This window comes from Streptomyces violaceoruber (genome assembly GCF_033406955.1).
Taxonomy (GTDB): Bacteria; Actinomycetota; Actinomycetes; order Streptomycetales; family Streptomycetaceae; genus Streptomyces; species Streptomyces violaceoruber.
On sequence record NZ_CP137734.1, the window covers coordinates 2579867 to 2606653 of the forward strand.

The window sequence follows — 26787 nt, forward strand, 5'->3', positions numbered from 1 at the left end:
CGGCCGATTCTACGGGGCGGTTCCGCCCGGCCTCGGACCAAGGCCGGTCTCGTCGGACCGCGGCCGGGACGAGACGGTGAGGCGGTTCACAGACTCCAGGACAGGGTGCTGTCGGCGGACATGAAGGCGACCAGGACCAGCAGGTCGGCGACGCCCAGGCCGAGACCGAGGAGGGCCCGGCCGCGGCGGGCGGTGCCGCGCCACAGGGCGATGCCGGCCAGGGCGATGGCGACCGGGCCGAGGAAGACGTTGAGGACCAGCAGTCCGAGGAGTCCGAGGACGAAGGAGGCGACGGCCATGCCGTCGGTGTCGTGGATGCCGGTACGACGGGTGGTGCGGGGGCTCTCGGTGGTGCGGTCGGCCGGTGCGGTGAGCTGCATGGTGTTCTCCCTGCCGGGTGTCGGTGGAGGTGTGTCAGTGGGCGGAGGTGCCCCGCCGGCGGCCGTGCCGCTCGCGGACCGCGAAGATGCCGAGCCAGACGGCGATGACCAGGCCGGCCGCGACGGAGAAGGTCAGCGGTGCGTGGGCGACGGCGCCCAGGACCACTCCGAGGAGCAGAAGTGCGACTACGAGAAACAGCATGGAACGGGTCCCCCAACCTTGCGTGGACGCTTCGGTGAACGGTTGTGGTTACAGTTGTTCACTGACTTTTCAGTCTAGCGCGCCGCACGGCTTTTCAATTCCGGAGAACAGTTGTTAACTGCATGGCATGAGTCACACCCCCGGTGTTCGGCAGGCGCAGAAGCGGAAGACCCGGCAGGCGCTCCTGGACGCGGCGCTCGGCCTGCTGGAGGAGCAGAGTCTGAGCAGCCTGGGACTGCGCGAGGTCACCCGTGCCGTGGGGGTCGCCCCGACCGCCTTCTACCGGCACTTCCACTCCACGGCGGATCTCGGCGTGGCGCTGGTCGAGGAGGCGCTGGGCAGCCTGCACCCGATGATCCGGACCACCATGTCACCGGCCGAGGACGACGACGAACGCATCGCCCGCGCGGTCGAGTTGATCGCCGGTCATGTGGCCGCACACCCGGCCCACGTCCGTTTCATCGCGCGGGAGCGGCACGGCGGTGTGCAGCCGGTGCGCCGGGCGATACGCGAGCAGTTGGCGCGGTTCGCCGAGGAGGTGCGGGCCGAGCTGGCCACGGACGCGTCGGCGGCGGGCTGGAGCGAGACCGACCTGCGCATGCTGGCGGGCCTCTACGTCGACCAGATGCTGATCACGGCCTCCCTCTTCCTGGAGACTCTGGACGCCCCGGAAGAGGAGCGCCGCCGGGCCGTCGAGACGGCACGGCGGCAACTGCGGCTGATCAGCGTCGGCCGCACGCACTGGCTGGACTGAGTACCGGCCGGCCCGAGGAGCCGCCGGGTCAGCCGAGCCGGACCCGGGCCAGCTGGCGGGACTGGGCGACCAGGCGGTCGGTGCTGTCCCAGACCTCGGCGTCCTCCTCCAGGAAGCCGCCGGCGAGGTTGCGGGTGGTGATGGAGACCCGCAGCGGGCCCGGTGCGGGGCGGCACCGCACGTGCGCGGTCAGCTCGACCGTCGGCACCCAGCCCTTGAGCCCCAGCTCGAAGGCGGTCGGCGGCAGCGCGTCCACCGCGAGGAGCAGCGAGAGCGGGTCGGCGTCGCGGCCGTCGGCGAGGCCGAACCAGGCCCGCATCTCCCCGCGGCCCGAGGGCTGCCCGAGCGCCCAGCCCAGGGTGGCGGGGTCCAGCTTGAGCATCAGCCGGTCGGCGATGGCCGAGCTGCCCTCGACCGGGGCGGGGCCGTCCTCCGGGCCGAAGCACTGGTCCATCGGCGGCATCGCGGGCGGCTTCGCCGAGGTGCGGACGTCGTCGGGCAGCGCGTCGAGGTCGCCGTAGGAGGCGAGGACGCGGATGCGCTCGACCTCGTTGCCCTCGTCGTCGTACTGGAGGAGGGAGGCCTGGCCGGTGGAGAGGGAGCGCCCCGTGCGGACGGTCTCGGTGCGCACCACGGCCGGGCCCGGCCGGGAGGCGGTGAGGTAGTGCGCCGAGATGGTGAAGGGGTCGGGGTGCGGGAGCGCGTCGCCGAGGGCCCGGCCCAGGACGGCCAGCAGATAGCCGCCGTTGACGGCGCTGATGATCGTCCAGCCGGCCGACAGGTCGATGTCGTAGACGCCGGGGGCGCGTCGGGTGACGGCGGTGTCGCGGTCGAACTCGCTGTCGCCGATGGTGGCCCGTACGGCCGCTGCGGAGGCTGCTTCTGGCATGACTGCACGGTACAACAGGAAACTACTAAGCGGTAGCTTTCTCTCTCGCTCCTCCCTCGCGCGCAGACAGCTCTCCAGGCGCGCCGAACCGGTCGCCATCGCCCGGCCGCGGGCGGAGACGCGGTCGTGCCACTCGCGCAGGGCGGCCTCCAGCGGCTCCACTCCCCCGGCCGACCGCACCCGGTCGAGGACGGACGGCCTGGTTCGGCTGCGCCCCGCTCGACCCCGGCCACCCGGACCCGGTCGACGGCCTCGTCTTCGTCGGGGACATGCCGCACCCGTGAGCGGAGCCGGCGGTCAGTCCCCCTCCACCACCGTCGACCGGCGGTTCCAGGCGCGCGGCGCCCGCCAGTGGAAGCGCAGGGCGAGCAGCCGCAGAACGAAGGCCGTGACGACCGCGAGCCCGCTGGTGAACGGGGTGAGCGCCTCGTAGCGGATGCACAGGGCGACCATCGCGGAGCCGACGATCGCCGGGACGGCGTACAGGTCGCGGTCCCAGCGCAGCAGTGAGGGCACCTCGTTGGCGAGCACGTCGCGCAGGACGCCGCCGCCGACCGCGGTGGTCAGGCCCAGACAGGCGGAGGCGGTCAGCCCGAGGCCGTAGTCGTACGCCTTGGTGGTGCCGGCGACGCAGAACAGGCCGAGCCCGGCCGCGTCGAAGATGTTCACGCCGGTCTGGAGGCGCTCCACGTGGGGGTGGAGGAAGAAGACCAGCAGCGTCGCCAGCAGCGGTGTGAGGAAGTACCCGAGGTCGGTGAAGGCGGCGGGCGGCACCGCGCCGATCACCAGGTCCCGGAACAGCCCGCCGCCGAGCGCGGTGACCTCGGCGAGGACGGCGATGCCGAAGACGTCGAAGTTCTTGCGTACGGCCAGCAGCGCGCCGGAGATGGCGAACACGAAGATGCCGACCAGGTCGAGCGTGTGCTGGACGGTGGGGCTGAAGAGTTGCTCGTACACCCTTCCATTCTTACCTGCCAAAGAGCCCCCGCCTTACAAACAAAGGCGGGGGCTCTGGGCGGGGCCTAGTGAACGAGGTCACTTCTCCTTGGCGGGAGGCTCCTCGTCGGTGCTCCCGGCACTCTCGGCAGCGGGCTCGTCGCCGTCCGACGCGGCATCGTCCGACGCGGAGTCGTCCGAGGCCGCATCGCTCGACCCGGCACCGTCCGAGGCGGCATCGCTCGACGCGGCTTCCTTCGGCGCGGCACCGTCCGAGACAGCGTCCTCCGACGCGGTCTCCTCCGAAGCCTCGGCCTCCGAAGCCTCGACCTCCGCGGCCACCGCCGCCGAGGTCGCCGCCGACTCGGCCAGCGCGTCCTCCGACACCAGCTCCGCCGCCTCCTTCGCGGCGGTGAGCAGGACGACGTCCTGCGGAGCCTGGTCCTCGAAGTTCTCCGGGTGGTGGCAGGCCACCTGCTGGCCCGGCCGCAGCTCCTTGAGCGGCGGCTCGGTGGTCGTGCAGATCTGCGTCGCCTTCCAGCACCGGGTGTGGAAGCGGCAGCCGCTCGGCGGGGCGATCGGTGAGGGCACGTCGCCCTTGAGCAGGATGCGCTCACTCTTCGCGCCGCGCCGCGCCGGGTCCGGGATCGGCACCGCCGACATCAGCGCCTTGGTGTACGGGTGCATCGGCGTCTTGTAGAGCAGGTCGCGGTCGGCCAGCTCCATGATCTTGCCGAGGTACATCACCGCGATGCGGTCCGAGACGTGCCGGACCACCGAGAGGTCGTGCGCGATGATCACGTACGTCAGGCCCAGCTCCTGCTGGAGGTCGTCGAGCAGGTTGACGACCTGGGCCTGGATCGACACGTCGAGCGCGGAGACCGGCTCGTCGGCCACGACCAGCCTCGGGTTGAGCGCGAGCGCGCGGGCGATGCCGATGCGCTGGCGCTGTCCGCCGGAGAACTCGTGCGGGTAGCGGTTGTAGTGCTCGGGGTTGAGCCCGACCACCGACAGCAGCCGCTGGACCTCCTTCTTGACCCCGCCCTCGGGCTGGACGCCCTGGAGCTTGAAGGGGGCGCTGACGATCGTGCCGATGGTGTGGCGCGGGTTCAGCGAGGAGTACGGGTCCTGGAAGATCATCTGCACGTCGCGGCGCAGCGGACGCATGCCGCCGACCCCGAGGTGGGTGATGTCCTTGCCCTGGAACTCGACCTTGCCGGCCGTCGGTTCGAGGAGCCGGGTGATCAGCCGGCCCATGGTCGACTTGCCGCAGCCGGACTCACCCACGACGCCGAGGGTCTCACCCGAGCGGACCTCGAAGTCGATGCCGTCGACGGCGCGGACGGCGCCGACCTGGCGCTGCAGCAGGCCCTTCCTGATGGGGAAGTGCTTCTGCAACCCGGTCACCTTGAGCAGGGTCTCGCCGGGGGCCGCACCCTTGGTGAGGGTGGCGGCCCCGGCGGACGTGCTCTCGGTGCCGTCGCTCTGCGCGGGGATGGCCACCGCTTCGTCCTTGGCTTCGTCGCTCACAGCTTCGGCGCAATCTCTTCGGTCCAGATACGCTCCCGCTGCTCCTGCGACATGTGGCAGGCGGCCCAGTGCTTGCTGCCGACCTCGGTCAGCTCGGGGCGGACCGTGCGGGTGACGTCGTCCTTGGGCACGTCGGCGTACGGGCAGCGCGGGTTGAAGGCGCAGCCGGACGGGAGGTTGATGAGGGAGGGCGGCGAGCCCTTGACCGGGATGAGGCGTTCCTGCTGGTCGCGGTCGAGCCGCGGCATCGAGCCGAGCAGACCCCAGGTGTAGGGGTGCCGGGGCTCGTAGAACACCTTCTCGGCCGGACCGCGCTCCACGCACCGGCCGCCGTACATCACCAGGAGGTCGTCGGCCAGCTCGGCGACGACGCCCAGGTCGTGGGTGATGACGATGACCGCGGAGCCGAACTCCTTCTGCAGGTCCCGGATGAGGTCGAGGATCTGCGCCTGGACGGTGACGTCCAGGGCGGTGGTCGGCTCGTCCGCGATGAGCAGCTCGGGGTTGTTCACCAGCGACATCGCGATCATCGCGCGCTGGCGCATACCGCCGGAGAACTCGTGCGGGTAGCTGTCCACCCGCTTGTCCGGCTGCGGGATGCCGACCCGGTCGAGCATCTCGACCGCGCGCCGCTTGGCGGTCTTCTTGTCCACCTTGTGGTGGATGCGGTACGCCTCCACGATCTGCTGGCCGATCGTGTAGTACGGGTGCAGCGCGGACAGCGGGTCCTGGAAGATCATCGCCATCTCGCGGCCGCGCAGCTTGCGCACGTGGTCGGGGTCGGCGGACAGCAGCTCGGTGCCGTCCAGCCAGATCTCGCCCGATATCCGCGCCTTGCGCTTGCCGTACTGGCCGGCGGTGTGCAGGCCCATGATGCCGAGCGAGGTCACCGACTTGCCGGAGCCGGACTCGCCCACGATGCCGAGGGTCTTGCCCTTCTCCAGCTGGAAGGAGAGCCCGTCCACGGACTTGACCAGGCCGTCGTCGGTCGGGAAGTGGACCTTGAGGTCGCGTACTTCCAGGAAGGCGGTCGGCGCGGGCGAGCTGCCGGTGGGCTCGCCCACCGCTGCCCCGCTCTTGCTCAGTTCGGTCATGCGAGCCTCACTCGGGGGTCGATCACGGCGTACAGGATGTCCACCACGAGGTTGGCGATCAGCACCGCGAGAGAAGTGATCAGGACGACGCCCAGGATGAAGGGCAGGTCGTGGTTCTTGATCGCGTCCAGCACCTTCTGGCCGAGGCCGGGGAGGCTGAACGTGGTCTCGGTCAGGATCGCGCCGCCCATCAGGGCGCCGAGGTCCATGCCGAGCATGGTGAGCAGGGGGGTCAGGGTCGATCGCATCGCGTGCTTGCTGATGACGACCTGTTCCTTGAGTCCCTTGGCCCGCGCGGTGCGGATGTAGTCCTCGCCGAGGATCTCCAGCATGGTGGCGCGGGTGATCCGGGCGTACATCGCGGCGTACAGGAAGGCCAGGGTGATCCAGGGCAGGATCATGCCGCCGAGCCATCCGGTGAGGCTGTCCTCGAGCGGTACGAACTCGCCGTCGATCCAGCCGAGGCCGTAGGAGAAGATCGCCAGGCTCAGCAGACCGGTGAAGTAGATGGGGAGGGAGACACCCGCCAGGGCGACGACCATGGCGCCGCGGTCCCACAGCGTGCCGCGCTTGAGGGCGGAGAGCACACCGGCGGCCACGCCGAAGATCAGCCACAGCACGGCGGCACCGAGCGCGAGAGCCAGGGTCACCGGGAAACGCTCGGTCAGCACCGGCCAGACCGACTGCTCGGTCTTGAAGGAGTAGCCGAAGCAGGGCGCGGCGCAGTGGGTCACGTCGCCGCCGGCCGCGTAGGTGCGACCCGCGAAGATGCCCTTGAAGAACTCCCAGGCCTGGACGAAGACCGGGTCGCCCAGACCCAGCTTCTCCCGCACACCCTCGACGGCGGCGGGGTCCGCCTGCTTGCCGACGAAGTTCAGGGCGATGTCGACCCCGGCCCACTTGGGGACGAGGAAGAAGATGCAGAAGACCACCAGGATGATGACCACGAGCATCACTGCGGCGGCGAACAGCCGCCTGATGAGGTAAGCGAGCACGGGTTGCGGCCCGCTGCGTCCCGCGGGCCGCCGGAGGTTGTCCGGCGGCCCGCGGTCACGCCGCGCCGGCCTTCACCTGCCTTTCGTGCCGTACGGCGGGTGTACCGGTTACTTCTTGGGGTTCTTCAGACCGATGTTCACGAAGTCGTACATACCGCTGTAGGCGTCGGTGGTGTACACGTTCGCGATGTTGCTGGAGCGCCAGTTGATGAACTTCTCGAAGACGAAGGGCAGGTAGTACGCGCCCTCCATCACCTTGTGGTTGATCTCCGTGGCGATCTGCTTCTTGCCCGCGTCGTCCTTGGCCGTCAGGTAGTCGGCGAAGAGACCGTCGATCTTCGGGTCGTCGATCATCGCGAAGTTGTTGTTCGCGCTGTCGAGGATGTAGTCGCTGTGCCACAGCGGCAGACCGTAGCCCTGCACGGACGGGAAGTCCGGGCCCCAGCCCATGATGATGATGCCGTAGCCCTTCTTCTGCACGTTCGAGGGGCTGCCGATGACGCTGGCGTACTGCGAGCCGTCGTACTGGTCGATCTCGACGTCGATGCCGACCTTCTTCAGCGAGGCCTGGAGGGACTCGGCGGTGGCGACCTCGACCGGCTTGTTGTTGCGGACCGCGATGGTGGTCTTGAAGCCGTTCGGCTGGTTGCAGGCCTTCAGCTCTTCCTTGGCCTTCTCGACGTTGCCCTTCTTGTTGGCACCGGACATCTCGTACGGGTCGTACTTCTGACCCTCGGAGCCCGGGACGGCGGGCGGCAGCATGTTGGTGCCGATGTCACCGCCGGCGACCGGGCCGCCGCGCGCGGTCTGCAGGGAGACGTGGTCGGCCCCGTAGAGCACGGCCTTGCGGCAGTGGATGTTGTCGAACGGCTTCACGTTCTGCGGGAAGGCCGCGTACCGGATGTAACCCGAGACCGGGTTGTCCAGGTTGGCCTTGTGCTCCTTCAGGGCGGTGGTGCGGCCCTGCGGGGACAGACCGGTCTGCGCCAGGTCGATGTCGTAGTCGCCGGCGATGAGGCGGGCGTCCATGTCGTTGGCGTTGGTGAAGAACTTGATCGTGATCTTGTCCGGGTACGCCTTGCGGACCGGGTCCGACGCCTGCTTCCACTCGGTGTTGCGGACCAGGGTCAGGTCCTTGCCGGGGTTGTAGGACTCGAACTTGTACGGACCCGAGGAGAACGGGTGCAGGCCGTACTTGGACTTGGTGTCCTTGTCCTGGCGGACCGGGGACGCCGAGGTCAGCGCGAGCATCTCCTCGAAGTCCGAGTTGGCCTGCGGCAGGTGGAAGACGATGGTCTTGTCGTCCGGCGTCTCGATCGCCTTCAGACCGAGCTTGTCCTTGGACGTGTCCTTGTACGGGCCCTGGTACTCACCCTTGGGGTCGAGCACCTCCTTGAGGTACGTCGGGCCGCCGGACAGCACGTCCTGCGCCCAGACGCGCTCGATGCCGTACTTGACGTCCTTGGAGGTGATCGGCTTGCCGTCCTCCCAGGTGACGCCGTCACGCAGGGTGTACGTGTAGGTCTTGCCGTCCTCCGAGACCTTGGCGACGTCGGTGGCGAGGTCGGGGGTGGTCTCGGCGCCGGCGGCACCCGGCTCGGTCTTGTTCGTGACCAGCTGGCGGCTGTAGTAGCGGGAGAAGTCCCACATGAAGCCGTAGTAGCCGCGCGTGGTGTCCCACGAGTCGGCGTCCTGCGTGCTGGCGAACTTCAGCGTGCCGCCCTTCTTGGCCTCGGAGGCCTGGGCGACCTTGTTGTTGGCCGCGTCGTAGCCGGCCGCGCCGTTCTTCGAACCGCCGCCGCTGTCGTCGTCGCCGCCTCCGCCGCACGCCGCCGTGGTCAGCAGCGCGGCGACCACTGCGGCAGCGGCCAAAGCCTGCTTGCGCCGCCCTGAGGTGCGTTGGGTAGTCACGATCTCGGATCCTCCGGATTAGATGAGAGACCCCGTGCAGGTGCCACGGGTCGCTTTGCGGTACGGCAGGGTCAGCGGGACCCCTTCGGGTCCAGCGCGTCGCGCACGCCGTCACCGAAGAGGTTGAAGGCAAGAACGGTGATGAAGATCGCCACACCGGGGACCACCATGTACATGGGGTCCGACTTGTAGTAGTCGATCGCGCTCGAGAGCATCTGCCCCCACGACGACGTGGGCGGCTTGACGCCCACACCCAGGAAGCTGAGCGCCGCCTCGGTGAGGATGTTGGTGGGGATCATCATCGTCGTGTACACGATGATCGGCGCCACCAGGTTGGGCAGCAGTTCCTTGAACAGGATGTAGAACCGTCCGGCCCCCAGCGACCGGGCCGCCTCGACGTACTCCCGTTCACGCATCGAGAGTGTCTGACCGCGGACCACGCGACCGATGTAGGGCCAGCCGAAGAAGCCGATGACCACGATCATCATGAGCAGGCGCACGCCCGTGCCGCTCAGTCCGAGCATGTTGTCCGGCATGACGGAGACCAGGGCGATGATGAAGAGCAGCTGCGGGAAGGCCAGCAGGCCGTCCATGATGCGGCAGATGAGGGAGTCGACCCAGCCGCCGAAGAAGCCCGCGAGGACCCCGAGGACGGTGCCGAGGACCACGGCGACCATCGCGGACAGGAAGCCGACCAGCAGCGAGATCCGGGCGCCGTGGACGATACGGGCGAAGATGTCGCGGCCGTTGACCGGCTCCACGCCGAGCCAGTGCTCGCCGCCGAGGCCGCCCAGGGAACCCGTGGGGGTACCGAACAGCGGGTCGATCATGTCCTCGTTGTACGCGTTGGGGTCCTGCCCGTAGAGCGAGGTGATCAAGGGCGCGAACACGGCGACCACGATGAGGACCAGCACGACGATGCCGCCCGCGAGGGCCAGCTTGTCCCGCTTCAGGCGCTCCCAGGCGATCCGGCCCAGGGAACGCCCTTGTACCGACTTGGCCTCGGCGCCGGCGACCGCCGCTTCCTCTGCCGCACTCGGGGCCGCTTCCGCGGTCGGCTCGTGCAATGGTGCCGTCATCTGGCAGGGACCCCTCTCAACCGGCGGTAGCCGGCCCGCACTTGCCGCTGTAGCGGCGTGATCAGTCCGTCGTACAAAGAGGCGAGCATCCACCCCTTGTTGCGGGAGTCTTCAACGCTTTGGCGATCTGTAGCCAGACTTGACGGGGAATGGATGCGCAACCGTGATGCTGTTTGAGGTGTTCCGTTATCCGGACAGTGGGTAACGGGGGCCGGACGCGGGCGAGTTGGGACATCAGGGACAAGGTGGCGCTTTGCGTCCTCATCTACGCGCGAAGATCGCCTCTTCCGACAGGGAGAAGGACCCCGCCGCCGTCAGTACCGGCTACCGGCCGGAGGGTATCCGTACCCGCCCGCCGGCGCCTGGGCGGGGGCCGGCGCGTGGGCCTCGCGGTCGTAGAACGGGCGCGCGTTGGCGCGCAGCCACAGGGCGACCGGGTCGTGGGCGTCGGTCATCGCCACCGTCGACACCGGCAGCCCGTCCGGCACCGCGCCGACGGACTGCTGCATCATCGCGCGCACCGCGTCGACGGCCGGCGGGGAGGTGTCGTACACGTCCAGGCCGATGGCGAGGTACGGCGCTCCGAGCGCCGGCTGCACCCAGGCGCGGCGCAGCGCGCGGACCGCCGGGGTGCGGTGGGCGTTCTGTGCGAGCAGGGCGTAGAACTGGGGGATCTCGATGGCCGGTTCGGACAGCCGCAGGGGCCCGGCGGGATGGCGGTCCAGGCCGGAGGCGATGCGGCGCAGGTCGAGCCAGGGGATGCCGACGCCGCCGCCGGGGGCGTGCGGATTGAGCCACAGGCCGTAGTGGTCCGGGTACAGGGCGCGGGCCGCCTCCAGGCCGTCGACCACTTCGTACGACCGGTTCCAGCCGCTGGCCGAGAGCTCCTGGGCGGAGGTCACACAGGGCGCGTAGCCGTAGCCCTCGACCTCCATGTTCCCGTACTGGGCGTCCGGGGAGCCGGCCTGGCCGTGCCACAGCAGCATCCAGACCTGGCCGGAAGTGGGGGTGGCGAGGGCGCGCAGCAGGGCCTCGTAGGCGTCGTAGCGCCCGGGCGTCACCTGGCGCAGCATGTGCTCGACCTGTCCGGTCGTGGTGCCGCTGGCGCTCACGCGTATCGCCCCTTCGAGAAGTTCCCCCGGTGTGGGGACCAGCTTAAGGCTCCGCCGGGTGCGGGGGGCCTATGAGCTCGGGGTGTGCTGTCGTCGTGCGGCTGCGGGTACGTCGTGGCTTGTCGCGCCCGCGCGGCGGAGCCGCACATGTCACGGCCCCGCGCCCCCGAAGGGGCGCTCGCCCGGGCCCGCGTCTACAAGTCCCGGTCGTAGAAGGGCCTGACCCTCTCCCGCATCCAGTCGCAGACCGGGTCCTGGGCTGCTTCCAGGAGGACCAGGTTGACCTGGTACTTCAGGGGGGACTTGGCGAGGGCCCGGCCGAGGGCGTCCAGGGGCAGGGTGCGGGCGTCGCCCTCCCAGTGGGTCAGTTCGACGCCGACGAACAGGACCGGGTCGGCGGTCTCGACGGCGGCCAGGCAGCGGCGCGCGCTGCGTACGACGCCGGTGGCGGCGAACTCGGCGGAGGCCGCGGCCAGGAAGTCCACCGGATCGTCCTGCCAGTCCGGCTCGAAGAGACGGACCCGGCCGCCGGAGGAGGGCCCGTCCAGCGGGGTGCGCCCGGCCCGGCACAGCTCGGCCACGGCGGGCGGCGGCAGCGGGATGCCGACCACGCCCTCCGGGTTCACCGCGATGCCGACCTGCGGTGGCAGGCCGCGGGCGAACTCCGCGGCGGGGGCGATGGTGTACGCCATGTGCGCGCCCGCGACCTGGCGGAGCTGCTCCTCCGAGCTGAACACCGGCACGTAGGCCTGGCCGTCGATCTCCAGCGAGGGCAGGTCGAGGGGGCCGCTGTGCGGGCCGCCGCCGTTCGGCAGGGGGACCCACAGGAAGCTGCGGCCGAGGACCTCCACGATCCGGCCACCGGCCGACGGGATGCCGAGGGAGGCGGACAGCACCTCCTCCAGCTCGTTGCCGGGCCACCCGCCGTGCGGGTGGGGGTGCGTCTGTGCCGGGAAGTCCATCTGCCTACCTACCGCCTGCCTGGTACCGCCGTTCGTGGCTGAAAGGCTAACCCGTTCGGCCCCGGAGCCCTACCGTGCGTCACCCCGTGAAGGCGATCCGCCGCAGGGTGTCGGCCGCCGCCCGGTCGAGGACGACCGCCGAGGAGCAGCCCGCGGGCAGGGTGCCTTCGGTCACCGCGCGCAGCAGGCGGGAGTTGGCCGCGCGGTGCCGCAGGAACGCGTACCGCGAGACGCCCCGGCCGCGCTCGCGCTGGCCGGCCAGGGCCTCGCCGGGAGCGACGTCGAGGAGCAGCAGGTGCAGGGTGCCGTCCCGGCGGCGGGCCTCGCGGGCCAGCCAGCCGCGCACCCAGGCCTGGGTGCCGCAGTCGTGCACGACGACGCCCTCGCCGGAGCGCAGCGCGCGGCGCAGTCCGGCGTAGTGGGCGAGGCGGACGAAGGGGCGGTAGAGCGTGTACGGCAGGAGGCGCGGCACTCGGCGGTCCCAGCGGTCGCGGGTGTCCTGGGAGTCGATGCGGCCGCCGCGCACGGTGCGCCGCATCAGCGTGGACTTGCCGCTGCCGGGCAGGCCGGTGATCACCACCAGGTCCCGGGGTCCGAAGAGCAGGGCGTGCGGGCTGCGGCCGTCGCGGTCCCTCAGGTCGCGGACGACGGGTGCGGTCAGTGGGGCGCATGCCTCGGGTGCCGGGGCGGCCGGCTGCTTGGGCAGCGCGAGTCCCGAGGTCGTGGCGTACGCCGTGGTCCTGTTCACCGTGATCGTCCTCCCCTGGGGCGGTACACGAGTACCTCCCCGTCGAGTGTAAAGAGAAGGTAATGCGCGGGTCTCGCGTTTTCGTTCGCTTACTGCCACAAGCCGGTTACAGATCACGGTCTGCCACGGATCGCCCGGGCGTGCAATGATGGCGGCGCCAACTGCATACCGGCCGTTTGAATCCGCGCGGGAGAGTCCCCGGCCGCGCCGGGGCGCCGAAGGAGCAAGTCCCTCCCTTGAATCTCTCAGGCACCGTTACCGCGCGGGCGAGGCACATCTGAAAAGCGGACCGCCCCCGACGGCGGTCCCACCCAAGGTGCAAGCCCTGATCGCCGTACTCCGGTGGCCGTGGCGAACCTCTCAGGTTCCGATGACAGATGGGGAGGACCGACCTCGCCCCGTCCTGTCCTGGGAGACGACCGACCGATGAGCAGTACCGAACTGCGCCGTACCGCGCTCGATGCCACGCATCGCGCGCTGGGCGCGACGATGACCGACTTCGCCGGCTGGGACATGCCGCTGCGCTACGGCTCCGAGCGCGAGGAGCACGTCGCGGTGCGCACCCGCGCCGGTCTCTTCGACCTGTCGCACATGGGTGAGATCACCGTCACCGGCCCGCAGGCGGCCGAGCTGCTGAACTTCGCGCTGGTCGGCAACATCGGCACCGTGAAGCCGGGCCGGGCGCGCTACACCATGATCTGCCGCGAGGACGGCGGCATCCTGGACGACCTGATCGTCTATCGGCTCGAAGAGGCCGAGTACATGGTCGTCGCCAACGCCTCCAACGCCCAGGTCGTCCTGGACGCGCTGACCGAGCGGGCGGCCGGGTTCGACGCCGAGGTGCGCGACGACCGCGACGCCTACGCGCTGCTCGCCGTGCAGGGCCCCGAGTCCCCGGGCATCCTCGCGTCGCTCACCGACGCCGATCTGGACGGCCTGAAGTACTACGCCGGTCTGCCCGGAACGGTCGCCGGCGTCCCGGCGCTGATCGCGCGCACCGGCTACACCGGCGAGGACGGCTTCGAGCTGTTCGTGAAGCCGGAGCACGCCGTCGGGCTGTGGCAGGCGCTGACCGGGGCGGGCGAGGCCGCGGGGCTGATCCCGTGCGGTCTGTCCTGCCGGGACACGCTCCGCCTGGAGGCGGGCATGCCGCTGTACGGCAACGAGCTGTCGACCGCGCTGACGCCGTTCGACGCCGGTCTGGGCCGGGTGGTGAAGTTCGAGAAGGAGGGCGACTTCGTCGGGCGCGCCGCGCTGACCGAGGCCGCCGAGCGCGCCGCTTCCCGGCCGCCCCGCGTCCTGGTCGGCCTGGTCGCCGAGGGCCGCCGGGTCCCGCGCTCCGGGTACCGGGTCGTCGCGGGCGGCGAGGTGATCGGCGAGGTCACCTCCGGCGCTCCGTCCCCGACGCTGGGCAAGCCGATCGCCATGGCGTACGTCGACCCCGCACACGCGGCCCCGGGCACCGAGGGCGTGGGCGTGGACATCCGGGGCAGCCACGAGCCGTACGAGGTCGTGGCGCTGCCGTTCTACAAGCGCCAGAAGTAGACAGAAGCAGACAGTGGACACGGGGCGCCGCCCCTCCGCGGCAGCCCCCGGGTCACGCGAGTCACTCATCCCTCCCTCGTCACCCCCTTCACCAGCCACTTCCTCGCGTACAGGAGAATTCAGGCCATGAGCAACCCCCAGCAGCTGCGCTACAGCAAGGAGCACGAGTGGCTGTCGGGCGCCGAGGACGGCGTCTCGACGGTCGGCATCACGGAGCACGCGGCCAACGCGCTCGGTGACGTCGTCTTCGTGCAGCTCCCCGAGGTCGGCGACTCGGTGACCGCGGGCGAGACCTGCGGCGAACTGGAGTCGACCAAGTCCGTCTCCGACCTGTACTCCCCCGTCTCCGGTGAGATCACCGAGGTCAACGAGGACGTCGTCAACGACCCGTCGCTGGTGAACAGCGCCCCCTTCGAGGGCGGCTGGCTGTTCAAGGTGCGGGTCACGGACGAGCCGGCCGACCTGCTCTCCGCCGACGAGTACACCGCCTTCGCCGGCGCCTGAGGAGTCACGATCGCATGTCGCTTCTGAACACACCCCTGCACGAGCTGGACCCGGACGTCGCCGCCGCCGTCGACGCCGAGCTGGACCGCCAGCAGTCCACCCTCGAGATGATCGCGTCGGAGAACTTCGCCCCGGTCGCGGTCATGGAGGCCCAGGGCTCGGTCCTCACCAACAAGTACGCCGAGGGCTACCCCGGCCGCCGCTACTACGGCGGCTGCGAGCACGTCGACGTGATCGAGCAGATCGCCATCGACCGGGTCAAGGCGCTCTTCGGCGCCGAGCACGCCAACGTGCAGCCGCACTCGGGCGCCCAGGCCAACGCGGCCGCGATGTTCGCGCTGCTCAAGCCCGGCGACACGATCATGGGTCTGAACCTCGCCCACGGCGGGCACCTGACCCACGGCATGAAGATCAACTTCTCCGGCAAGCTCTACAACGTGGTCCCCTACCACGTCGGCGACGACGGCCAGGTCGACATGGCCGAGGTGGAGCGCCTGGCCAAGGAGACCAAGCCGAAGCTGATCGTGGCGGGCTGGTCGGCCTACCCGCGTCAGCTGGACTTCGCCGCGTTCCGCAAGGTCGCGGACGAGGTCGGCGCGTACCTGATGGTCGACATGGCGCACTTCGCCGGTCTGGTCGCGGCGGGCCTGCACCCGAACCCGGTCCCGCACGCCCACGTCGTCACCACGACCACCCACAAGACGCTGGGCGGTCCGCGCGGCGGTGTGATCCTCTCCACGGCCGAGCTGGCCAAGAAGATCAACTCCGCCGTCTTCCCCGGTCAGCAGGGTGGCCCGCTGGAGCACGTGGTGGCCGCCAAGGCCGTCGCCTTCAAGGTCGCCGCGAGCGAGGACTTCAAGGAGCGCCAGGGCCGTACGCTGGAGGGTGCCCGCATCCTGGCCGAGCGCCTGGTGCGGGACGACGCGAAGGCCGCGGGCGTCTCCGTCCTGACCGGCGGCACGGACGTCCACCTGGTCCTGGTGGACCTGCGCGACTCCGAGCTGGACGGACAGCAGGCCGAGGACCGCCTCCACGAGGTCGGCATCACGGTCAACCGCAACGCCGTCCCGAACGACCCGCGCCCGCCGATGGTGACCTCCGGTCTGCGCATCGGTACGCCGGCCCTGGCGACCCGCGGCTTCACCGCCGAGGACTTCGCCGAGGTCGCGGACGTGATCGCCGAGGCGCTGAAGCCGTCCTACGACGCGGAGGCCCTCAAGGCCCGGGTGAAGACCCTGGCCGACAAGCACCCGCTGTACCCGGGTCTGAACAAGTAGACACCACACCTCCGGGTGGGGCGCCGCGTCCGCCACAAGCGGCCCGTCGCCCCACCCGGAGTGCCCCACCCTCTGCACCACCCCCGTTCTGAGGAGTCCCCGTGGCCATCTCGGTCTTCGACCTGTTCTCGATCGGCATCGGCCCGTCGAGCTCGCACACGGTCGGCCCGATGCGCGCGGCCCGCATGTTCGCCCGCCGCCTGCGCAACGAGGAGCTGCTGGACTCCGTCGCCTCGGTCCGCGTCGAGCTGTACGGCTCGCTCGGCGCCACCGGCCACGGCCACGGCACCCCCAAGGCGGTGCTGCTCGGCCTGGAGGGCGACTCACCGCGCACGGTGGACGTGGAGAGCGCCGACGACCGCGTCGAGACGATCAAATCCTCCGGCCGGATCAGCCTCCTCGGCGATCACGAGATCGCCTTCGCCTACGACGACGACATGGTCCTGCACCGCCGCAAGGCCCTTCCCTACCACGCCAACGGCATGACGCTGTGGGCGTACGACGCCGAGGGCGCCGAGGTGCTGACCAAGACCTACTACTCGGTCGGCGGCGGCTTCGTCGTCGACGAGGACGCGGTCGGCGCCGACCGCATAGTTCTGGACGACACCGTCCTGAAGTACCCCTTCCGCACCGGCGACGAGCTGCTGCGCCTGGCCCGCGAGACGGGCCTGTCCATCTCCGCCCTGATGCTGGAGAACGAGCGGGCCTGGCGCGACGAGGACGAGATCCGCGAGGGCCTGCTGGAGATCTGGCGCGTGATGCGTGCGTGTGTGGAGCGCGGCATGACCCGCGAGGGCATCCTGCCGGGCGGCCTGAAGGTCCGCCGCCGCGCCGCGAACACCGCGCGCAAGCTGCGCTCCGAGGGCGACCCGCAGGCCCTGGCCATGGAGTGGATCACGCTCTACGCGATGGCCGTGAACGAGGAGAACGCGGCCGGCGGCCGGGTCGTCACCGCCCCGACCAACGGCGCGGCCGGCATCATCCCCGCGGTCCTGCACTACTACGTGAACTTCGTGCCCGGCGCCGACGAGGACGGCGTGGTCCGCTTCCTCCTCGCCGCCGGCGCCATCGGCATGCTCTTCAAGGAGAACGCCTCCATCTCCGGCGCCGAGGTCGGCTGCCAGGGCGAGGTCGGCTCGGCCTGCTCGATGGCGGCCGGCGCCCTCGCCGAGGTTCTCGGCGGCACCCCGGAGCAGGTGGAGAACGCCGCCGAGATCGGCATGGAGCACAACCTCGGCCTCACCTGCGACCCCGTCGGCGGTCTGGTCCAGATCCCCTGCATCGAGCGCAACGGCATGGCCGCGGTCAAGGCGGTCACCGCGGCCCGGATGGCGATGCGCGGCGACGGCTCGCACAAGGTCTCCCTCGACAAGGTCATCAAGACCATGAAGGAGACCGGCGCCGACATGTCGGTCAAGTACAAGGAGACGGCGCGGGGCGGGCTCGCGGTCAACATCATCGAGTGCTGAGCGGCGCCCCGGGTCGGAGAGGAGGCGGGTGTCTCACATCGTGACACCCGCTTTCCGAAAAGCAAGACGGCTGAGATCGTTGCGGAGTACATGTTTCGCACGTGAAAGATCTGGCCATGCCCGCACCAGCTTCCGTCCCCGCACCGCAGACGCCGGTCAATCCCCGGTCGCGGGTCCTCGTCGCCAGCCTCATGGGGACGACGATCGAGTTCTACGACTTCTACATCTACGCGACCGCCGCCGTCCTCGTCTTCCCGAAGCTCTTCTTCCCGAGCAGTGACCCCACCACGGCGCTGCTGTCGTCGTTCGCGGTCTTCGGCGCCGCGATGGTCGCCCGGCCGATCGGCGCCGTCTTCTTCGGGCACCTCGGTGACCGGCTCGGCCGCAAGAAGACGCTGGTCGTCTCGCTGCTCACCATGGGCATCGCCACCTTCCTCATCGGCGCACTGCCCACCTACGCGCAGGCCGGCTGGGTCGCCACCGCGCTGCTCGTGCTGATGCGGCTCGCCCAGGGCTTCGCGCTCGGCGGCGAGTGGAGCGGGGCCGCGCTGGTCGCGACCGAGAACGCGCCCCGCGGCAAGCGGGCCCTGTGGGGGACCTTCCCCCAACTCGGCGCGCCGCTCGGCTTCATCATCGGCAACGGCCTGTTCCTGATCATCGGGGCGCTGCTGCCCTCCGAGAGCGGTGCCGACCCCACGCAGCCGTCCGAGGCCTTCGCGAACTGGGGCTGGCGCATCCCGTTCCTGTTCTCCGCCGTGATGGTCGCGATCGGCCTGTGGGTGCGCTCACGGCTCGTCGAGTCGACGGTGTTCACCCGGACCCGCGAGGCCGGGAAGGTGCGGAAGCTTCCGCTGGCCACCGTGGTCCAGGGCCACTGGAAGCAGCTGGTCCTGGGCACGTTCATCATGCTGGCGACGTACGTGCTCTTCTACCTCATGACCACGTTCTCGCTGAGCTACGGGCGCGCCGCCAAGGACGCCGACGTGCCGGGACTGGGCTACAGCTACACCACGTTCGTCCTGATGATGATCTTCGGCGTGCTGTTCTTCGCCGTGTTCACCCTGGTCTCCGGCCCGCTCGCCGACCGGTACGGACGCCGCGCCACCCTGGTCTGGATCACCGTCGCCATCGTGGTCTTCGGGCTGCTCTGGGTGCCGCTGATCGACATGGGCACGCTCGGCGTGGTGCTCTGGCTGGTGCTCGGCTTCACGCTGATGGGCATGACCTTCGGCCCGATGGGCGCCCTGCTGCCGGAGCTGTTCCCGACGAGTGTGCGCTACACCGGGTCGGGCATCTCGTACAACGTCAGCTCGATCCTCGGCGCGGCCGTCGCCCCCTTCATAGCGGTGGCGCTGTGGGAGGCCGGTGACGGGTCGCCGTGGCTGGTCGGCGTGTACCTCTCGGCGATGGCCGTGCTGACGCTGGCCGCCCTCCTGCTCTCCAAGGAGACCAAGGACGTCTCCCTGGAGGAGCAGGGGTCCGCACCCGCCGGCGAGGACCCCCGGACGGCCGCGGCGACGTCGTCCGTGTCCTGATCCAGGGGCCGCACGGGGCCCGCACGGGGTCCGCGCCGGACTGGCTCCCGCGGCTCAGATGCCGCAGTTGGGTGCCGACCAGTACGGCGACGGGTCGAAGGCCACGTGGGTGTGGTCGTTGTGGCCGGGGTAGCCCGGGCCGAGGATCTCCGAGAAGCCGTGGGTCCTGGCCTGCTGGGCGAGCCGGCAGAAGCTGGGCGAGCCGGTGAGGTCGGCGGCGTCGCCGTAGAGGTGGCGGCTGGTGGACGAGCCGCCCACCGCGCTGTTGCAGGCGCGGGAGCGGAAGCCGCTGGAGATGGTGATCGGCACGTCGCCGAGGGCGTGCCGCATGGCCTCCAGCTTCCACATGGTCTTCAGCGCGTTCGACTTGGCGGTGGCGGCGGAGACCGCGCCGCCCGACCAGTCCGAGTTGCACTTGTTGAGCTCGGCGTAGGTGAAGTGGACGGGCGTGCAGTCCGCGTCCTGGAGCGCGTAGATCTTGCTGAAGGTCGCGGGGCCGGCGACGCCGTCCGCGCCCAGCCCGTAGGCCGCCTGGAACTTCTTGACGGCGGCGGCGGTCCTGGCACCGTACTGGCCGTCGTAGGAGAGCCGTTCGCCGGAGGTGACCCAGCCGGCGACACGGATCTGGAGCTGCGTCACGTCGCTGCCGGAGGATCCCTGGGAGAGGGTGCGGTTCCAGGTGTAGCAGGAGTCGGCGTGCGCGGCGCCGGCGGTGGCGCCCACCCCGACCACCGCTCCGGCCATGAGCATGACAAATGAGAGAAGGAGACGTGACACACGTCTGAACATCCCGGCCTCCCGACCGTCGAGTCGTCCTTCGAACCGGAGCCCAGCGTGCGGCACCGCGCTACGCGCGTCAATGGCGCCCCGGCGAAGCGAAGTCGACGTTTCCGCTTCCGACGGGGATCGCCCGTGCCATCGTGGGGAATAACCAACTCCCGTCCCCCCACAGCCCCTCAGGGAGGCCCCATGCTGCGTGGCATCGACGTCAGCGCGTACCAGTCCGCCAACTACGACACGGACGGCCTCTCCTTCGTCTTCGTGAAGGCGACGGAGGGCCGTTCGTACGTCAACCCCAAACTCGCGGCCCAGACGGAGCGGGCCCGCGACGCCGGACTCGTCGTCGGCTTCTACCACTTCCTGTGGCCGGGCAACCTCACCGCCCAGGCCGAGTACTTCGTCTCCAAGGCCCCGGACCGCAAGGGCGACGTCCTCGCCGTCGACTGGGAGACGAACGGCGAGGGCACCCATCCGAGCAACGCGGAGAAGGACAGCTTCATCCGGCGGCTGAAGACGCTGCGGCCGGACAACCGGGTCGTCCTCTACTGCAACCGGAACTTCTGGTTGAACGTCGACACCACCTCGTACGCCGGTGACGGGCTCTGGATCGCCGACTACGTCTCGGCGGGCAAGCCGCGCATCCAGGCCAAGTGGCGCTTCCACCAGTACACCGACGACCCGGTCGACACCAACGTGGCGGACTTCGCGAGCAAGGCCGCACTGAAGGAGTGGGCCCAGAGCGCCTGAGGGCGGGGTCAGCCCCGGAAGGCCGCGGGCCGCTCCCGGGGCGCCTCCGCCAGCGCCTTGACGACGCCGTCGACGCCCTCGCGCAGGCCGTAGACCGGGGTGTCCGGCTGCTGGCGCCAGGAGTCGTCGATGCCGCCGGCGTCGACGGTGTCGAAGCCCAGCTCGTCGATCAGGGCGCGGACCTTCGCCTTGGCCGCCTCGTCGTCGCCGGCCACCGGGAGCGCCATGCGGTCGGGCGCGCCGGCCGGACGGGGGCGGTCGAGGATGTCCTGGGCGTAGGTGCCGTTGAAGGCTTTGATCACCGGGTGGCCGAGGTGGCGTTCGGTCCAGCGGCTCTCGGTGAGGCCCTCGTCCTCGATGCCCGCGATCCTGCCGTCCCGCTGCTGCGGGTAGTAGTTGCCGGTGTCGATGACCGCGACGCCCTCGGCCGCGCCGTCCAGGACGCCGGACGGCAGGTCCGGGACCCGCTTCAGCGGGACGGTGACGACCACGATCTCGGCGCCCCGCGCCGCCTCCTCCACCGCTACCGGGGTGGCGCCGGTCTCCTCGGCCAGTGCGCCGAGCGTGTGCGGCCCGCGCGAGTTGGCGACGGAGACGTCGTGTCCGAGTGCGGTGAGCCGCCGGGTGAGGTTGCCGCCGATGTTGCCCGCGCCGATGATGCCGATCTTCATGATGCTGACTCGCCTGGCCTTTCGGAGGTCGTGTCCTGCCGTTGAGCAGCAGCAACCTCCGGGCCGGGCGGGCTATTCCGCCGCCGTCCGGCTTTCACTCCTCCGCAGCAACGTGCCCGGACGGCGAAGGGGCGCCCGCCGGGTGACCGCCGGGCGCCCCGCACCGTGCCGTCACTTGTTCAGGTGGGCCCAGAACTCGTCGAACGACAGCTGCTTGTCGCCGTCGAGGTCGCGGCCGGCGATGATCGCCTCGGCCACCGACTCGGTGACGTTCCAGTCGCCGCCCTGGGCGAGCGCGGTCTTGAACTCGGCCGCGGTGATGAGGCCGTCACCGTCCGTGTCGATCCGCTCGAACTGCTTGCGTGCTTCCTCGATGTCGGCCACCGGTCCGCCCCTCGTTCCGTGCATTGGGTCCATCTGACGCAGGTCAGATTAACCGGCCTTCCGAGCGCTCAGTGCGGCGACCACCCACCTGAACTGGTCCTCGTGCGCGGAGGGTGGCTCCAGGCCGTTCACGATCGCCGACAGTTCCCGGTAGCGGGCGAGCCGGACGTTGGCCACCGCGGTGAGGCGTTCCAGCACGACGGCCGGGTCGGCGTCGCCGATCAGCGTGCGCACGATGCCGGCGGCCCGGGGCGAGTCCGGTGCGACGCCCTCGCGCAGCGCGCCGCCCGCGAGCCGCACCAGGCGGCTCATGAACCAGAGCGAGGAGCCCGCGGGGACGTCCGGCCCCCGGTCCGCCGCGTTGAACTCGATCATCCGGCGCATCGTGACCCGGAACTCCGGGTCCTGGATCAGCTCGGCCAGTTCCACCCAGGCGTCCACCTGCTCCGCCGTGGGGTCGTCGGGCAGGTCGGCCGCGGCGAAGCGCAGGCGGGTGCGGATGTCGGGGTCCGCGGTGTCGATGCCGGCGAAGACCTCGGCCATGAAGTCCTCGATGATCCGGCGGCGTTCGGTGGTGGACAGTCGTGCCAGCTTGTTCATCAGCGTCGTCTCCTCGGCGGTCGAACCGCGTCGCGCCACGGTCGACAGCACGGCCCGGGTCACCCTCAGCGCGGCGATCTGCGCGTCCAGCGCGCTCACGTGCGCCGCCGCGACCTGGGCGACGGTGGTCTCGCCGGCCAGCACACGGCGTACGGCGTCCAGGCCGAGGCCCAGTTCGCGCAGGGTGCGGATCAGCTCCAGGCGGGCGACGGACGCGGCGTCGTAGAGCCGGTAGCCGCCCGCGGAGCGGGCGTGCGGGGGCAGGGCGCCCTCGTCGGACCAGTAGCGGATGGTGCGCACCGTGAGGCCGGTGGTGCGGGCCAGTTCGCCGATGGTCATGAGGCCGGTGCCGTCGTCGGTCATGTCTGGGAGTGTGGGCCTTCCAGTGGGTGGAGACTCAAGGAGCGCGGTGTGGCGGAGAGCCTGCGGGAGATTCTGGACGCGGCGGCGCGGGGCGTGTTCCCCGCGGCGGACGGCGGCACGAGCGTCGTGCCGCAGTTCGGCGGCCGGGACGCGGGGATCATCGCCTTCACGGCGCACTCGGTGGTCTTCACCGACGAGGACGAGGGATGGGTACGCAGGACGCTGGCGTCGCTGGGCTGCGATCCCCTCGCCGCGACGATGAACGCCCGGTTCCTGGCGGCCTTCGCCGAGCGCACGGGCCGGGCGACGGACACGATCGACGTGCTGCTGACCGGGGCGCCGCTGCCCGGACGCCCGGAGGGGGCGCTGGAGGAGGTCGCCGATCCTGGGCATCCCCGGGTGGTCGCGGCCCGGCGGCGGCGCGACGGGGTGCGGGTGTGGGCGGCGGACGGCGGGGTGCTGGTGCTGGGCCGCGGGGTCGGCGGGCGGCTGGAGGTCGCCGTGGAGGTGGCGGAGGGCGCCCGGCACCGGGGGCTGGGGCGGCGGCTGGTGACGGCGGCGCGGCAGCTGGCCGGGGGTGAGGTGGTCTGGGCGCAGGTTTCGGCGGGGAACGCCCGCAGTCTGCGGGCGTTCCAGGCGGCGGGTTACCGGCCGGTGGGCTCGGAGGCGCTGTTCCTGCGCCCCTGAGCCAGGACGGCCGGTGTCAGTGCCAGGGCTGGTAGTGCGGGTTGCTCTCGCAGTCGCTCATGATCTCGGTCTTGGTCTGCCGGTCGACCGGACAGACGCCGATGATGTACTTCCGCTGGATGCCGCCGGGGAAGGCGACCTCGACCTGGTCGGCCCACTTGTGGGTGTCGCCGATGGTCTTGTTGACGTCGATGCCGCCGGGGGCGTCGATGTAGTAGTTGTAGCCGGACTTGTACCAGGTCTTGTACAGGTCGTGGTCGTAGCTCGTCGACACGTACGGCGAGGGCTGGTTGACCAGGACGTACTTCTCGACGTCGTACTGTCCGTTCTGGACGTCCTTGGCGTGGAAGCCCTCCTCGAAGACGACCTGCGGGCCGCGGCTGTCGCTGCGGTAGAGGGTGCCGCAGGTGGTGCGCCAGACCGGCTCGGGCGTGATGCGGTCGACGTCGACGCCGCGGTCGGCGGCGGCCTTGGTCCGGTCGTCGAACTGGGGGCAGGCCGGGGCGGCCTTGGCGGGGGCAGCCGACGGTGCCGGGGCGGCACCGGGGGCGGTGGCCGCGGTGGTGGCGAGGACGGCGGAGAGCGACAGGACCGCGGCGGCGGTCCGGCGGCGCAGACTAGTGGTGATCATGCGGATACGATCCCGGCCGCGGAGCGACGCATTCCGGATTCTCACCCGTAGGTGGCGTGTCCGTCGAACCGGGTTGATGTCAGCGGCAGATGGGAGGAGGGGTCCTCAGCGGTCCAGGACCCGCATCTCGAACCACGTGGTCTTCCCGCGCGGCAGCAGATCGACGCCCCACCGGTCGGAGAGCTTGTCGACGAGGAAGAGGCCACGCCCGCTGATGTCCGTCTCCTGCACCGGCATCAGACAGGGCAGCCCCCGGGAGGGGTCGCGGACCTCGACCCGGATCCAGCCGGGGCGGCGCCGCATGCGCAGGCCGAAGACCCGGGCACCGGTGTGGCGTACGGCGTTGCCGACCAGCTCGGAGACGAGGAGGACGGCGTCCTCCGTGACCTTGGGGCCGAGCTGCCACTGACGCAGGGCGACGACCTGGGCCAGCCGGCGGGCGGTGGCGGCGGACTCGGGCCGGGAGGGTAACGGAACTTCGTGCTCCGTCGGGTTGCCGAACAGGTCCAGCGCCTTGAGCGCGCGCTCGTCCTCGACCGCCGGCGACCAGCGCGCCGCGGTCGCACGTCCGGCTCCCCGCGGCTGTTCCGTACCATCCAGCCCCGCCATGCCCCCATCATGGCCGCCCCCGGGGGCCTCCGGGGCCGTTCCCGGGGAATACGCCTCCGCCGGAGCCCGGTCGGACGACGGTCGATCGGCATATGCCACAGGCAGTTCGGGGCCGGAAACAGCCCCTTTGACCTGCGCGAACGGCTCGGCCGGAGACAAGCGACGGACTCCCTCGACAAGACGCGCTTAATGGTGCGTTAAGGCTGCCATAAACCGCCCCAACGAGGGACCCGGATCAGACATCGCGTCAATTGCACGTGCTGCAACGCGACTTCGGATGAAACTTGTACTTCTTGCGGGGGTGTCAGAGGAACGTGGCCTTGCCGGGGCCCTCTTCCACGAAGCTGCGCATCCCGCGCTCGCGGTCCTCGGTGGCGAACAGGCCCGCGAACCAGTTGCGCTCGACGGCGAGGCCGGTCTCGATGTCCGTCTCCAGACCCGTGTCGATCGCCTCCTTCGCCGCGCGCAGTGCGATGGCGGGGCCCTTGGCGAGCCGCGCGGCCCAGGCGTGCGCCTGCTCGTACACCTCGGCGGCCGGGACCACCCGGTCCACCAGGCCGAGCGCCAGCGCCTCGTCGGCCTTCACCTGACGGCCCGTGAAGATCAGGTCCTTGGCCTTGGAGGGGCCGATCAGCCGGGACAGCCGCTGGGTGCCGCCCGCGCCGGGGATCAGGCCGAGCAGGATCTCGGGCTGGCCCAGCTTGGCGTTCTCCCCCGCGATGCGGAAGTCGGCGCACAGGGCGAGTTCGCAGCCGCCGCCCAGCGCGTAGCCGGTCACCGCCGCGACCACCGGCTTGGGAATGCGGGCCACCGCGGTGAAGGAGTCCTGCAGGGCGCGGGACCGCGCGATCATCGCCGCGTGGTCCATCACCTGCATCTCCTTGATGTCCGCGCCCGCCGCGAACACCTTCTCACCGCCGTGGATCACCACGGCGCGCACGTCCTCGCGCCGGGTGATCTCCTCGGCCAGCTCCTTCAGCCGGTCCTGGGTGGCGACGTCCAGTGCGTTCATGGGCGGACGGTCCAGGCGCAGCGTGCCGACGCCCTCGGCGACTTCGAGATGTACGGTCATGCTCCGCAGGTTAGCGGGCGTTCACGCGCGGTGGCAGTGGCCCCCCGTCACGCCTTCCACTTCTCCCAGGACATGTTCCAGCCGTTGAGGCCGTTGTCGGGGGCGATGGTGGCGTCCTCGGAGTTCTTGACCACGACCACGTCGCCGATGATCGAGTTCTCGAAGAACCAGCGGGCCGGCGCACCCTTGTCCCAGCCGCCGCGTACGTCGCGCAGGCCGATGCAGCCGTGGCTGGAGTTGCGGTTGCCGAAGGCGTCGCCGCCCCAGTAGTTGCCGTGGATGAAGGTGCCGGAGGTGGACAGGCGCATGGCGTGCGGCACGTCCTTGATGTCGTACTCGCCGCCGTAGCCGACGGTCTCGCCGTTCATGCGGGTCACCGCGAGGCGCTCGGTGATGACCATCTGGCCGTTCCAGGTCTCGTAGCCGGGCGCGCCGGTGGTGACGGGGACGGTCTTGACGGTCTTGCCGTCCCGCACGACCTGCATCGTGTGCTTCTTGGCGTCCACGACGGAGACCTGGCTGCGTCCGACGGTGAAGGAGACGGTCTTGGCCTGCTTGCCGTAGACGTCGTCGCGGCCCTCGACGCCGTCGAGGTTGAGGTCGACGGTGACCTTGGTGCCGGCCTTCCAGTACTTCTCCGGCCGGAAGTCGAGGCGGTCGTTGCCGAACCAGTGGCCCTCGACCTCGACGGCCGGCTCGGTCTTGATGGTGATGGCCTTCTCGACGTCCTCCGGGTTGGTGATGCCCCGGGTGAAGCGGACCGAGAACGGCATGCCGACGCCGACCTTCGAGCCGTCCTCCGGTGTGAAGGTGCCGACGAAGGTGTTCTTCGGCGTCAGGGTGGTGAAGCGGGAGTCCTCGGCGGCCGTGCGGCCCTCGGAGTCCTTGGCGACCGCGTGCACGCTGTACGTGGTGGAGGCGGCCAGGTGGGTGGACGGCGTCCAACTGGCGCCGTCCCCGGTTATCTTCCCGTCGACCTTCGTGCCCTTGCCGTCCTTGACGACGACCTCGGTGAGCCTGCCCTTCGCGGCGCCGATCCTCAGGGCGCCGCTGGTGTCGACGGCCTTGGCCCCGTTCTCGGGGGCGATGGTGACGACGGCCTCGGACTGCTCGCTCTGTGCCGCGGTGGCGTCCTTGGCCTTGTCCCCCTTGCCGTCCCCGGCCCCCGGGCCCGAGCCGCCCCCACCGCATGCGGTGACGGTCAGCATCAGCAGCCCGAGTACCGCCCCCGCTATCGGACGCACGTTCACCTTGTTCTCCCCTCGCCGGGCCTGGCCGGGCCCGCGCCCCAGTGCGCCCGCGCGCACCGGCGCATCGTAAC

General features: G+C 70.5%; 27 protein-coding genes, 1 pseudogene and 2 riboswitches. Of the genes and pseudogenes, 8 read left to right on the forward strand and 20 right to left on the reverse strand.

Annotated elements, in window-relative coordinates; translation table 11 throughout:
* Positions 1–86: 86 nt before the first annotated feature.
* Positions 87–380 carry a hypothetical protein gene (locus R2E43_RS11120; protein WP_003973513.1) on the reverse strand — a complete coding sequence of 98 codons (294 nt, stop codon included), beginning with the start codon at positions 378–380 and terminating at the stop codon, positions 87–89.
* Positions 381–414: 34 nt separating this feature from the next.
* Positions 415–582, reverse strand: a complete 168-nt coding sequence (locus tag R2E43_RS11125) for a membrane protein (RefSeq protein ID WP_003973514.1) — start codon at positions 580–582, stop codon at positions 415–417.
* A 127-nt stretch (positions 583–709) separates the two neighbouring features.
* On the opposite strand from R2E43_RS11125, the gene R2E43_RS11130 reads away from it, so the two are divergent.
* On the forward strand, positions 710–1336 hold the full coding sequence (locus tag R2E43_RS11130; protein ID WP_003973515.1) for a TetR family transcriptional regulator: 627 nt from the start codon (positions 710–712) through the stop codon (positions 1334–1336).
* A 28-nt stretch (positions 1337–1364) separates the two neighbouring features.
* Here R2E43_RS11130 and R2E43_RS11135 read toward each other — a convergent pair whose 3' ends face one another.
* The 10 genes from R2E43_RS11135 to R2E43_RS11180 all read right to left on the reverse strand — a co-directional run bounded on the left by R2E43_RS11135 (position 1365) and on the right by R2E43_RS11180 (position 12592).
* On the reverse strand, positions 1365–2225 hold the full coding sequence (locus tag R2E43_RS11135; protein WP_162495252.1) for a thioesterase family protein: 861 nt from the start codon (positions 2223–2225) through the stop codon (positions 1365–1367).
* A gap of 297 nt (positions 2226–2522) precedes the next feature.
* Positions 2523–3182: a trimeric intracellular cation channel family protein gene (locus R2E43_RS11140; RefSeq protein ID WP_003973517.1), complete on the reverse strand. Its 660-nt coding sequence runs from the start codon at positions 3180–3182 to the stop codon at positions 2523–2525.
* Between the two features lie 78 nt (positions 3183–3260).
* Positions 3261–4664 (reverse strand): ABC transporter ATP-binding protein, encoded by a 1404-nt coding sequence (locus R2E43_RS11145; protein WP_406134151.1) that lies wholly within the window; start codon positions 4662–4664, stop codon positions 3261–3263.
* 23 nt (positions 4665–4687) lie between these two features.
* The gene (locus tag R2E43_RS11150) at positions 4688–5785 is read right to left on the reverse strand and encodes an ABC transporter ATP-binding protein (RefSeq protein ID WP_003973519.1); all 1098 of its coding nucleotides are present in this window, start codon (positions 5783–5785) and stop codon (positions 4688–4690) included.
* On the reverse strand, positions 5782–6780 hold the full coding sequence (locus R2E43_RS11155) for an ABC transporter permease (protein ID WP_003973520.1): 999 nt from the start codon (positions 6778–6780) through the stop codon (positions 5782–5784). Before R2E43_RS11155 ends, R2E43_RS11150 begins: the two co-directional genes overlap by 4 nt.
* Before the next feature lie 108 nt (positions 6781–6888).
* Positions 6889–8691: an ABC transporter substrate-binding protein gene (locus R2E43_RS11160; protein WP_003973521.1), complete on the reverse strand. Its 1803-nt coding sequence runs from the start codon at positions 8689–8691 to the stop codon at positions 6889–6891.
* Positions 8692–8762: 71 nt separating this feature from the next.
* Positions 8763–9770 (reverse strand): ABC transporter permease, encoded by a 1008-nt coding sequence (locus R2E43_RS11165; RefSeq protein WP_003973522.1) that lies wholly within the window; start codon positions 9768–9770, stop codon positions 8763–8765.
* A gap of 314 nt (positions 9771–10084) precedes the next feature.
* Positions 10085–10882, reverse strand: a complete 798-nt coding sequence (locus R2E43_RS11170; RefSeq protein ID WP_003973523.1) for an enhanced serine sensitivity protein SseB C-terminal domain-containing protein — start codon at positions 10880–10882, stop codon at positions 10085–10087.
* A gap of 194 nt (positions 10883–11076) precedes the next feature.
* Positions 11077–11844, reverse strand: coding sequence for an enhanced serine sensitivity protein SseB (locus R2E43_RS11175; protein ID WP_003973524.1), 768 nt, complete (start codon positions 11842–11844; stop codon positions 11077–11079).
* Positions 11845–11923: 79 nt separating this feature from the next.
* The gene (locus tag R2E43_RS11180; protein WP_003973525.1) at positions 11924–12592 is read right to left on the reverse strand and encodes an AAA family ATPase; all 669 of its coding nucleotides are present in this window, start codon (positions 12590–12592) and stop codon (positions 11924–11926) included.
* A 177-nt stretch (positions 12593–12769) separates the two neighbouring features.
* Positions 12770–12863, forward strand: a riboswitch (glycine riboswitch).
* Positions 12864–12979, forward strand: a riboswitch (glycine riboswitch).
* Positions 12980–13018: 39 nt separating this feature from the next.
* Between R2E43_RS11180 and gcvT the strand changes: the two genes are divergently transcribed.
* From gcvT to R2E43_RS11205, 5 genes are all read left to right on the forward strand, one after another.
* On the forward strand, positions 13019–14137 hold the full coding sequence (gene gcvT, locus R2E43_RS11185; RefSeq protein ID WP_030870044.1) for a glycine cleavage system aminomethyltransferase GcvT: 1119 nt from the start codon (positions 13019–13021) through the stop codon (positions 14135–14137).
* A 126-nt stretch (positions 14138–14263) separates the two neighbouring features.
* Positions 14264–14641, forward strand: a complete 378-nt coding sequence (gcvH, locus tag R2E43_RS11190; RefSeq protein WP_193486959.1) for a glycine cleavage system protein GcvH — start codon at positions 14264–14266, stop codon at positions 14639–14641.
* Positions 14642–14655: 14 nt separating this feature from the next.
* The gene (gene glyA, locus R2E43_RS11195; protein WP_115744316.1) at positions 14656–15918 is read left to right on the forward strand and encodes a serine hydroxymethyltransferase; all 1263 of its coding nucleotides are present in this window, start codon (positions 14656–14658) and stop codon (positions 15916–15918) included.
* 101 nt (positions 15919–16019) lie between these two features.
* Positions 16020–17387: an L-serine ammonia-lyase gene (locus R2E43_RS11200; RefSeq protein ID WP_332056149.1), complete on the forward strand. Its 1368-nt coding sequence runs from the start codon at positions 16020–16022 to the stop codon at positions 17385–17387.
* Between the two features lie 116 nt (positions 17388–17503).
* Positions 17504–18922: an MFS transporter gene (locus R2E43_RS11205; protein WP_093457036.1), complete on the forward strand. Its 1419-nt coding sequence runs from the start codon at positions 17504–17506 to the stop codon at positions 18920–18922.
* A 54-nt stretch (positions 18923–18976) separates the two neighbouring features.
* Here R2E43_RS11205 and R2E43_RS11210 read toward each other — a convergent pair whose 3' ends face one another.
* The gene (locus R2E43_RS11210) at positions 18977–19711 is read right to left on the reverse strand and encodes a D-Ala-D-Ala carboxypeptidase family metallohydrolase (RefSeq protein WP_016327308.1); all 735 of its coding nucleotides are present in this window, start codon (positions 19709–19711) and stop codon (positions 18977–18979) included.
* Positions 19712–19891: 180 nt separating this feature from the next.
* Here R2E43_RS11210 and R2E43_RS11215 point away from each other — a divergent pair, with 180 nt between their 5' ends.
* A complete protein-coding gene (locus tag R2E43_RS11215; RefSeq protein WP_003973532.1) occupies positions 19892–20449 on the forward strand; it encodes a glycoside hydrolase family 25 protein in 558 nt (185 codons plus the stop codon).
* Positions 20450–20457: 8 nt separating this feature from the next.
* Here the strand turns inward: R2E43_RS11215 and R2E43_RS11220 are convergent.
* The 3 genes and pseudogenes from R2E43_RS11220 to R2E43_RS11230 form a co-directional block, all read right to left on the reverse strand.
* Positions 20458–21138, reverse strand: a pseudogene (locus R2E43_RS11220) (NADPH-dependent F420 reductase); the annotation flags it as partial.
* Positions 21139–21291: 153 nt separating this feature from the next.
* Positions 21292–21504 carry an EF-hand domain-containing protein gene (locus R2E43_RS11225; RefSeq protein WP_003973534.1) on the reverse strand — a complete coding sequence of 71 codons (213 nt, stop codon included), beginning with the start codon at positions 21502–21504 and terminating at the stop codon, positions 21292–21294.
* Positions 21505–21552: 48 nt separating this feature from the next.
* A complete protein-coding gene (locus R2E43_RS11230; RefSeq protein ID WP_332056150.1) occupies positions 21553–22467 on the reverse strand; it encodes a MerR family transcriptional regulator in 915 nt (304 codons plus the stop codon).
* A 48-nt stretch (positions 22468–22515) separates the two neighbouring features.
* Here R2E43_RS11230 and R2E43_RS11235 point away from each other — a divergent pair, with 48 nt between their 5' ends.
* Complete coding sequence (locus R2E43_RS11235) at positions 22516–23154, forward strand: GNAT family N-acetyltransferase (protein WP_332056151.1); 639 nt, start codon at positions 22516–22518, stop codon at positions 23152–23154.
* 16 nt (positions 23155–23170) lie between these two features.
* Here the strand turns inward: R2E43_RS11235 and R2E43_RS11240 are convergent, their stop codons facing one another.
* The 4 genes from R2E43_RS11240 to R2E43_RS11255 form a co-directional block, all read right to left on the reverse strand.
* Positions 23171–23785, reverse strand: coding sequence for an ADP-ribosyltransferase (locus R2E43_RS11240; RefSeq protein ID WP_193486963.1), 615 nt, complete (start codon positions 23783–23785; stop codon positions 23171–23173).
* A gap of 105 nt (positions 23786–23890) precedes the next feature.
* Complete coding sequence (locus tag R2E43_RS11245; protein ID WP_016327305.1) at positions 23891–24394, reverse strand: ATP-binding protein; 504 nt, start codon at positions 24392–24394, stop codon at positions 23891–23893.
* Positions 24395–24698: 304 nt separating this feature from the next.
* A complete protein-coding gene (locus R2E43_RS11250) occupies positions 24699–25466 on the reverse strand; it encodes an enoyl-CoA hydratase/isomerase family protein (protein ID WP_030870035.1) in 768 nt (255 codons plus the stop codon).
* A 47-nt stretch (positions 25467–25513) separates the two neighbouring features.
* A complete protein-coding gene (locus R2E43_RS11255) occupies positions 25514–26716 on the reverse strand; it encodes a L,D-transpeptidase (protein ID WP_003973540.1) in 1203 nt (400 codons plus the stop codon).
* Positions 26717–26787: the final 71 nt, after the last annotated feature.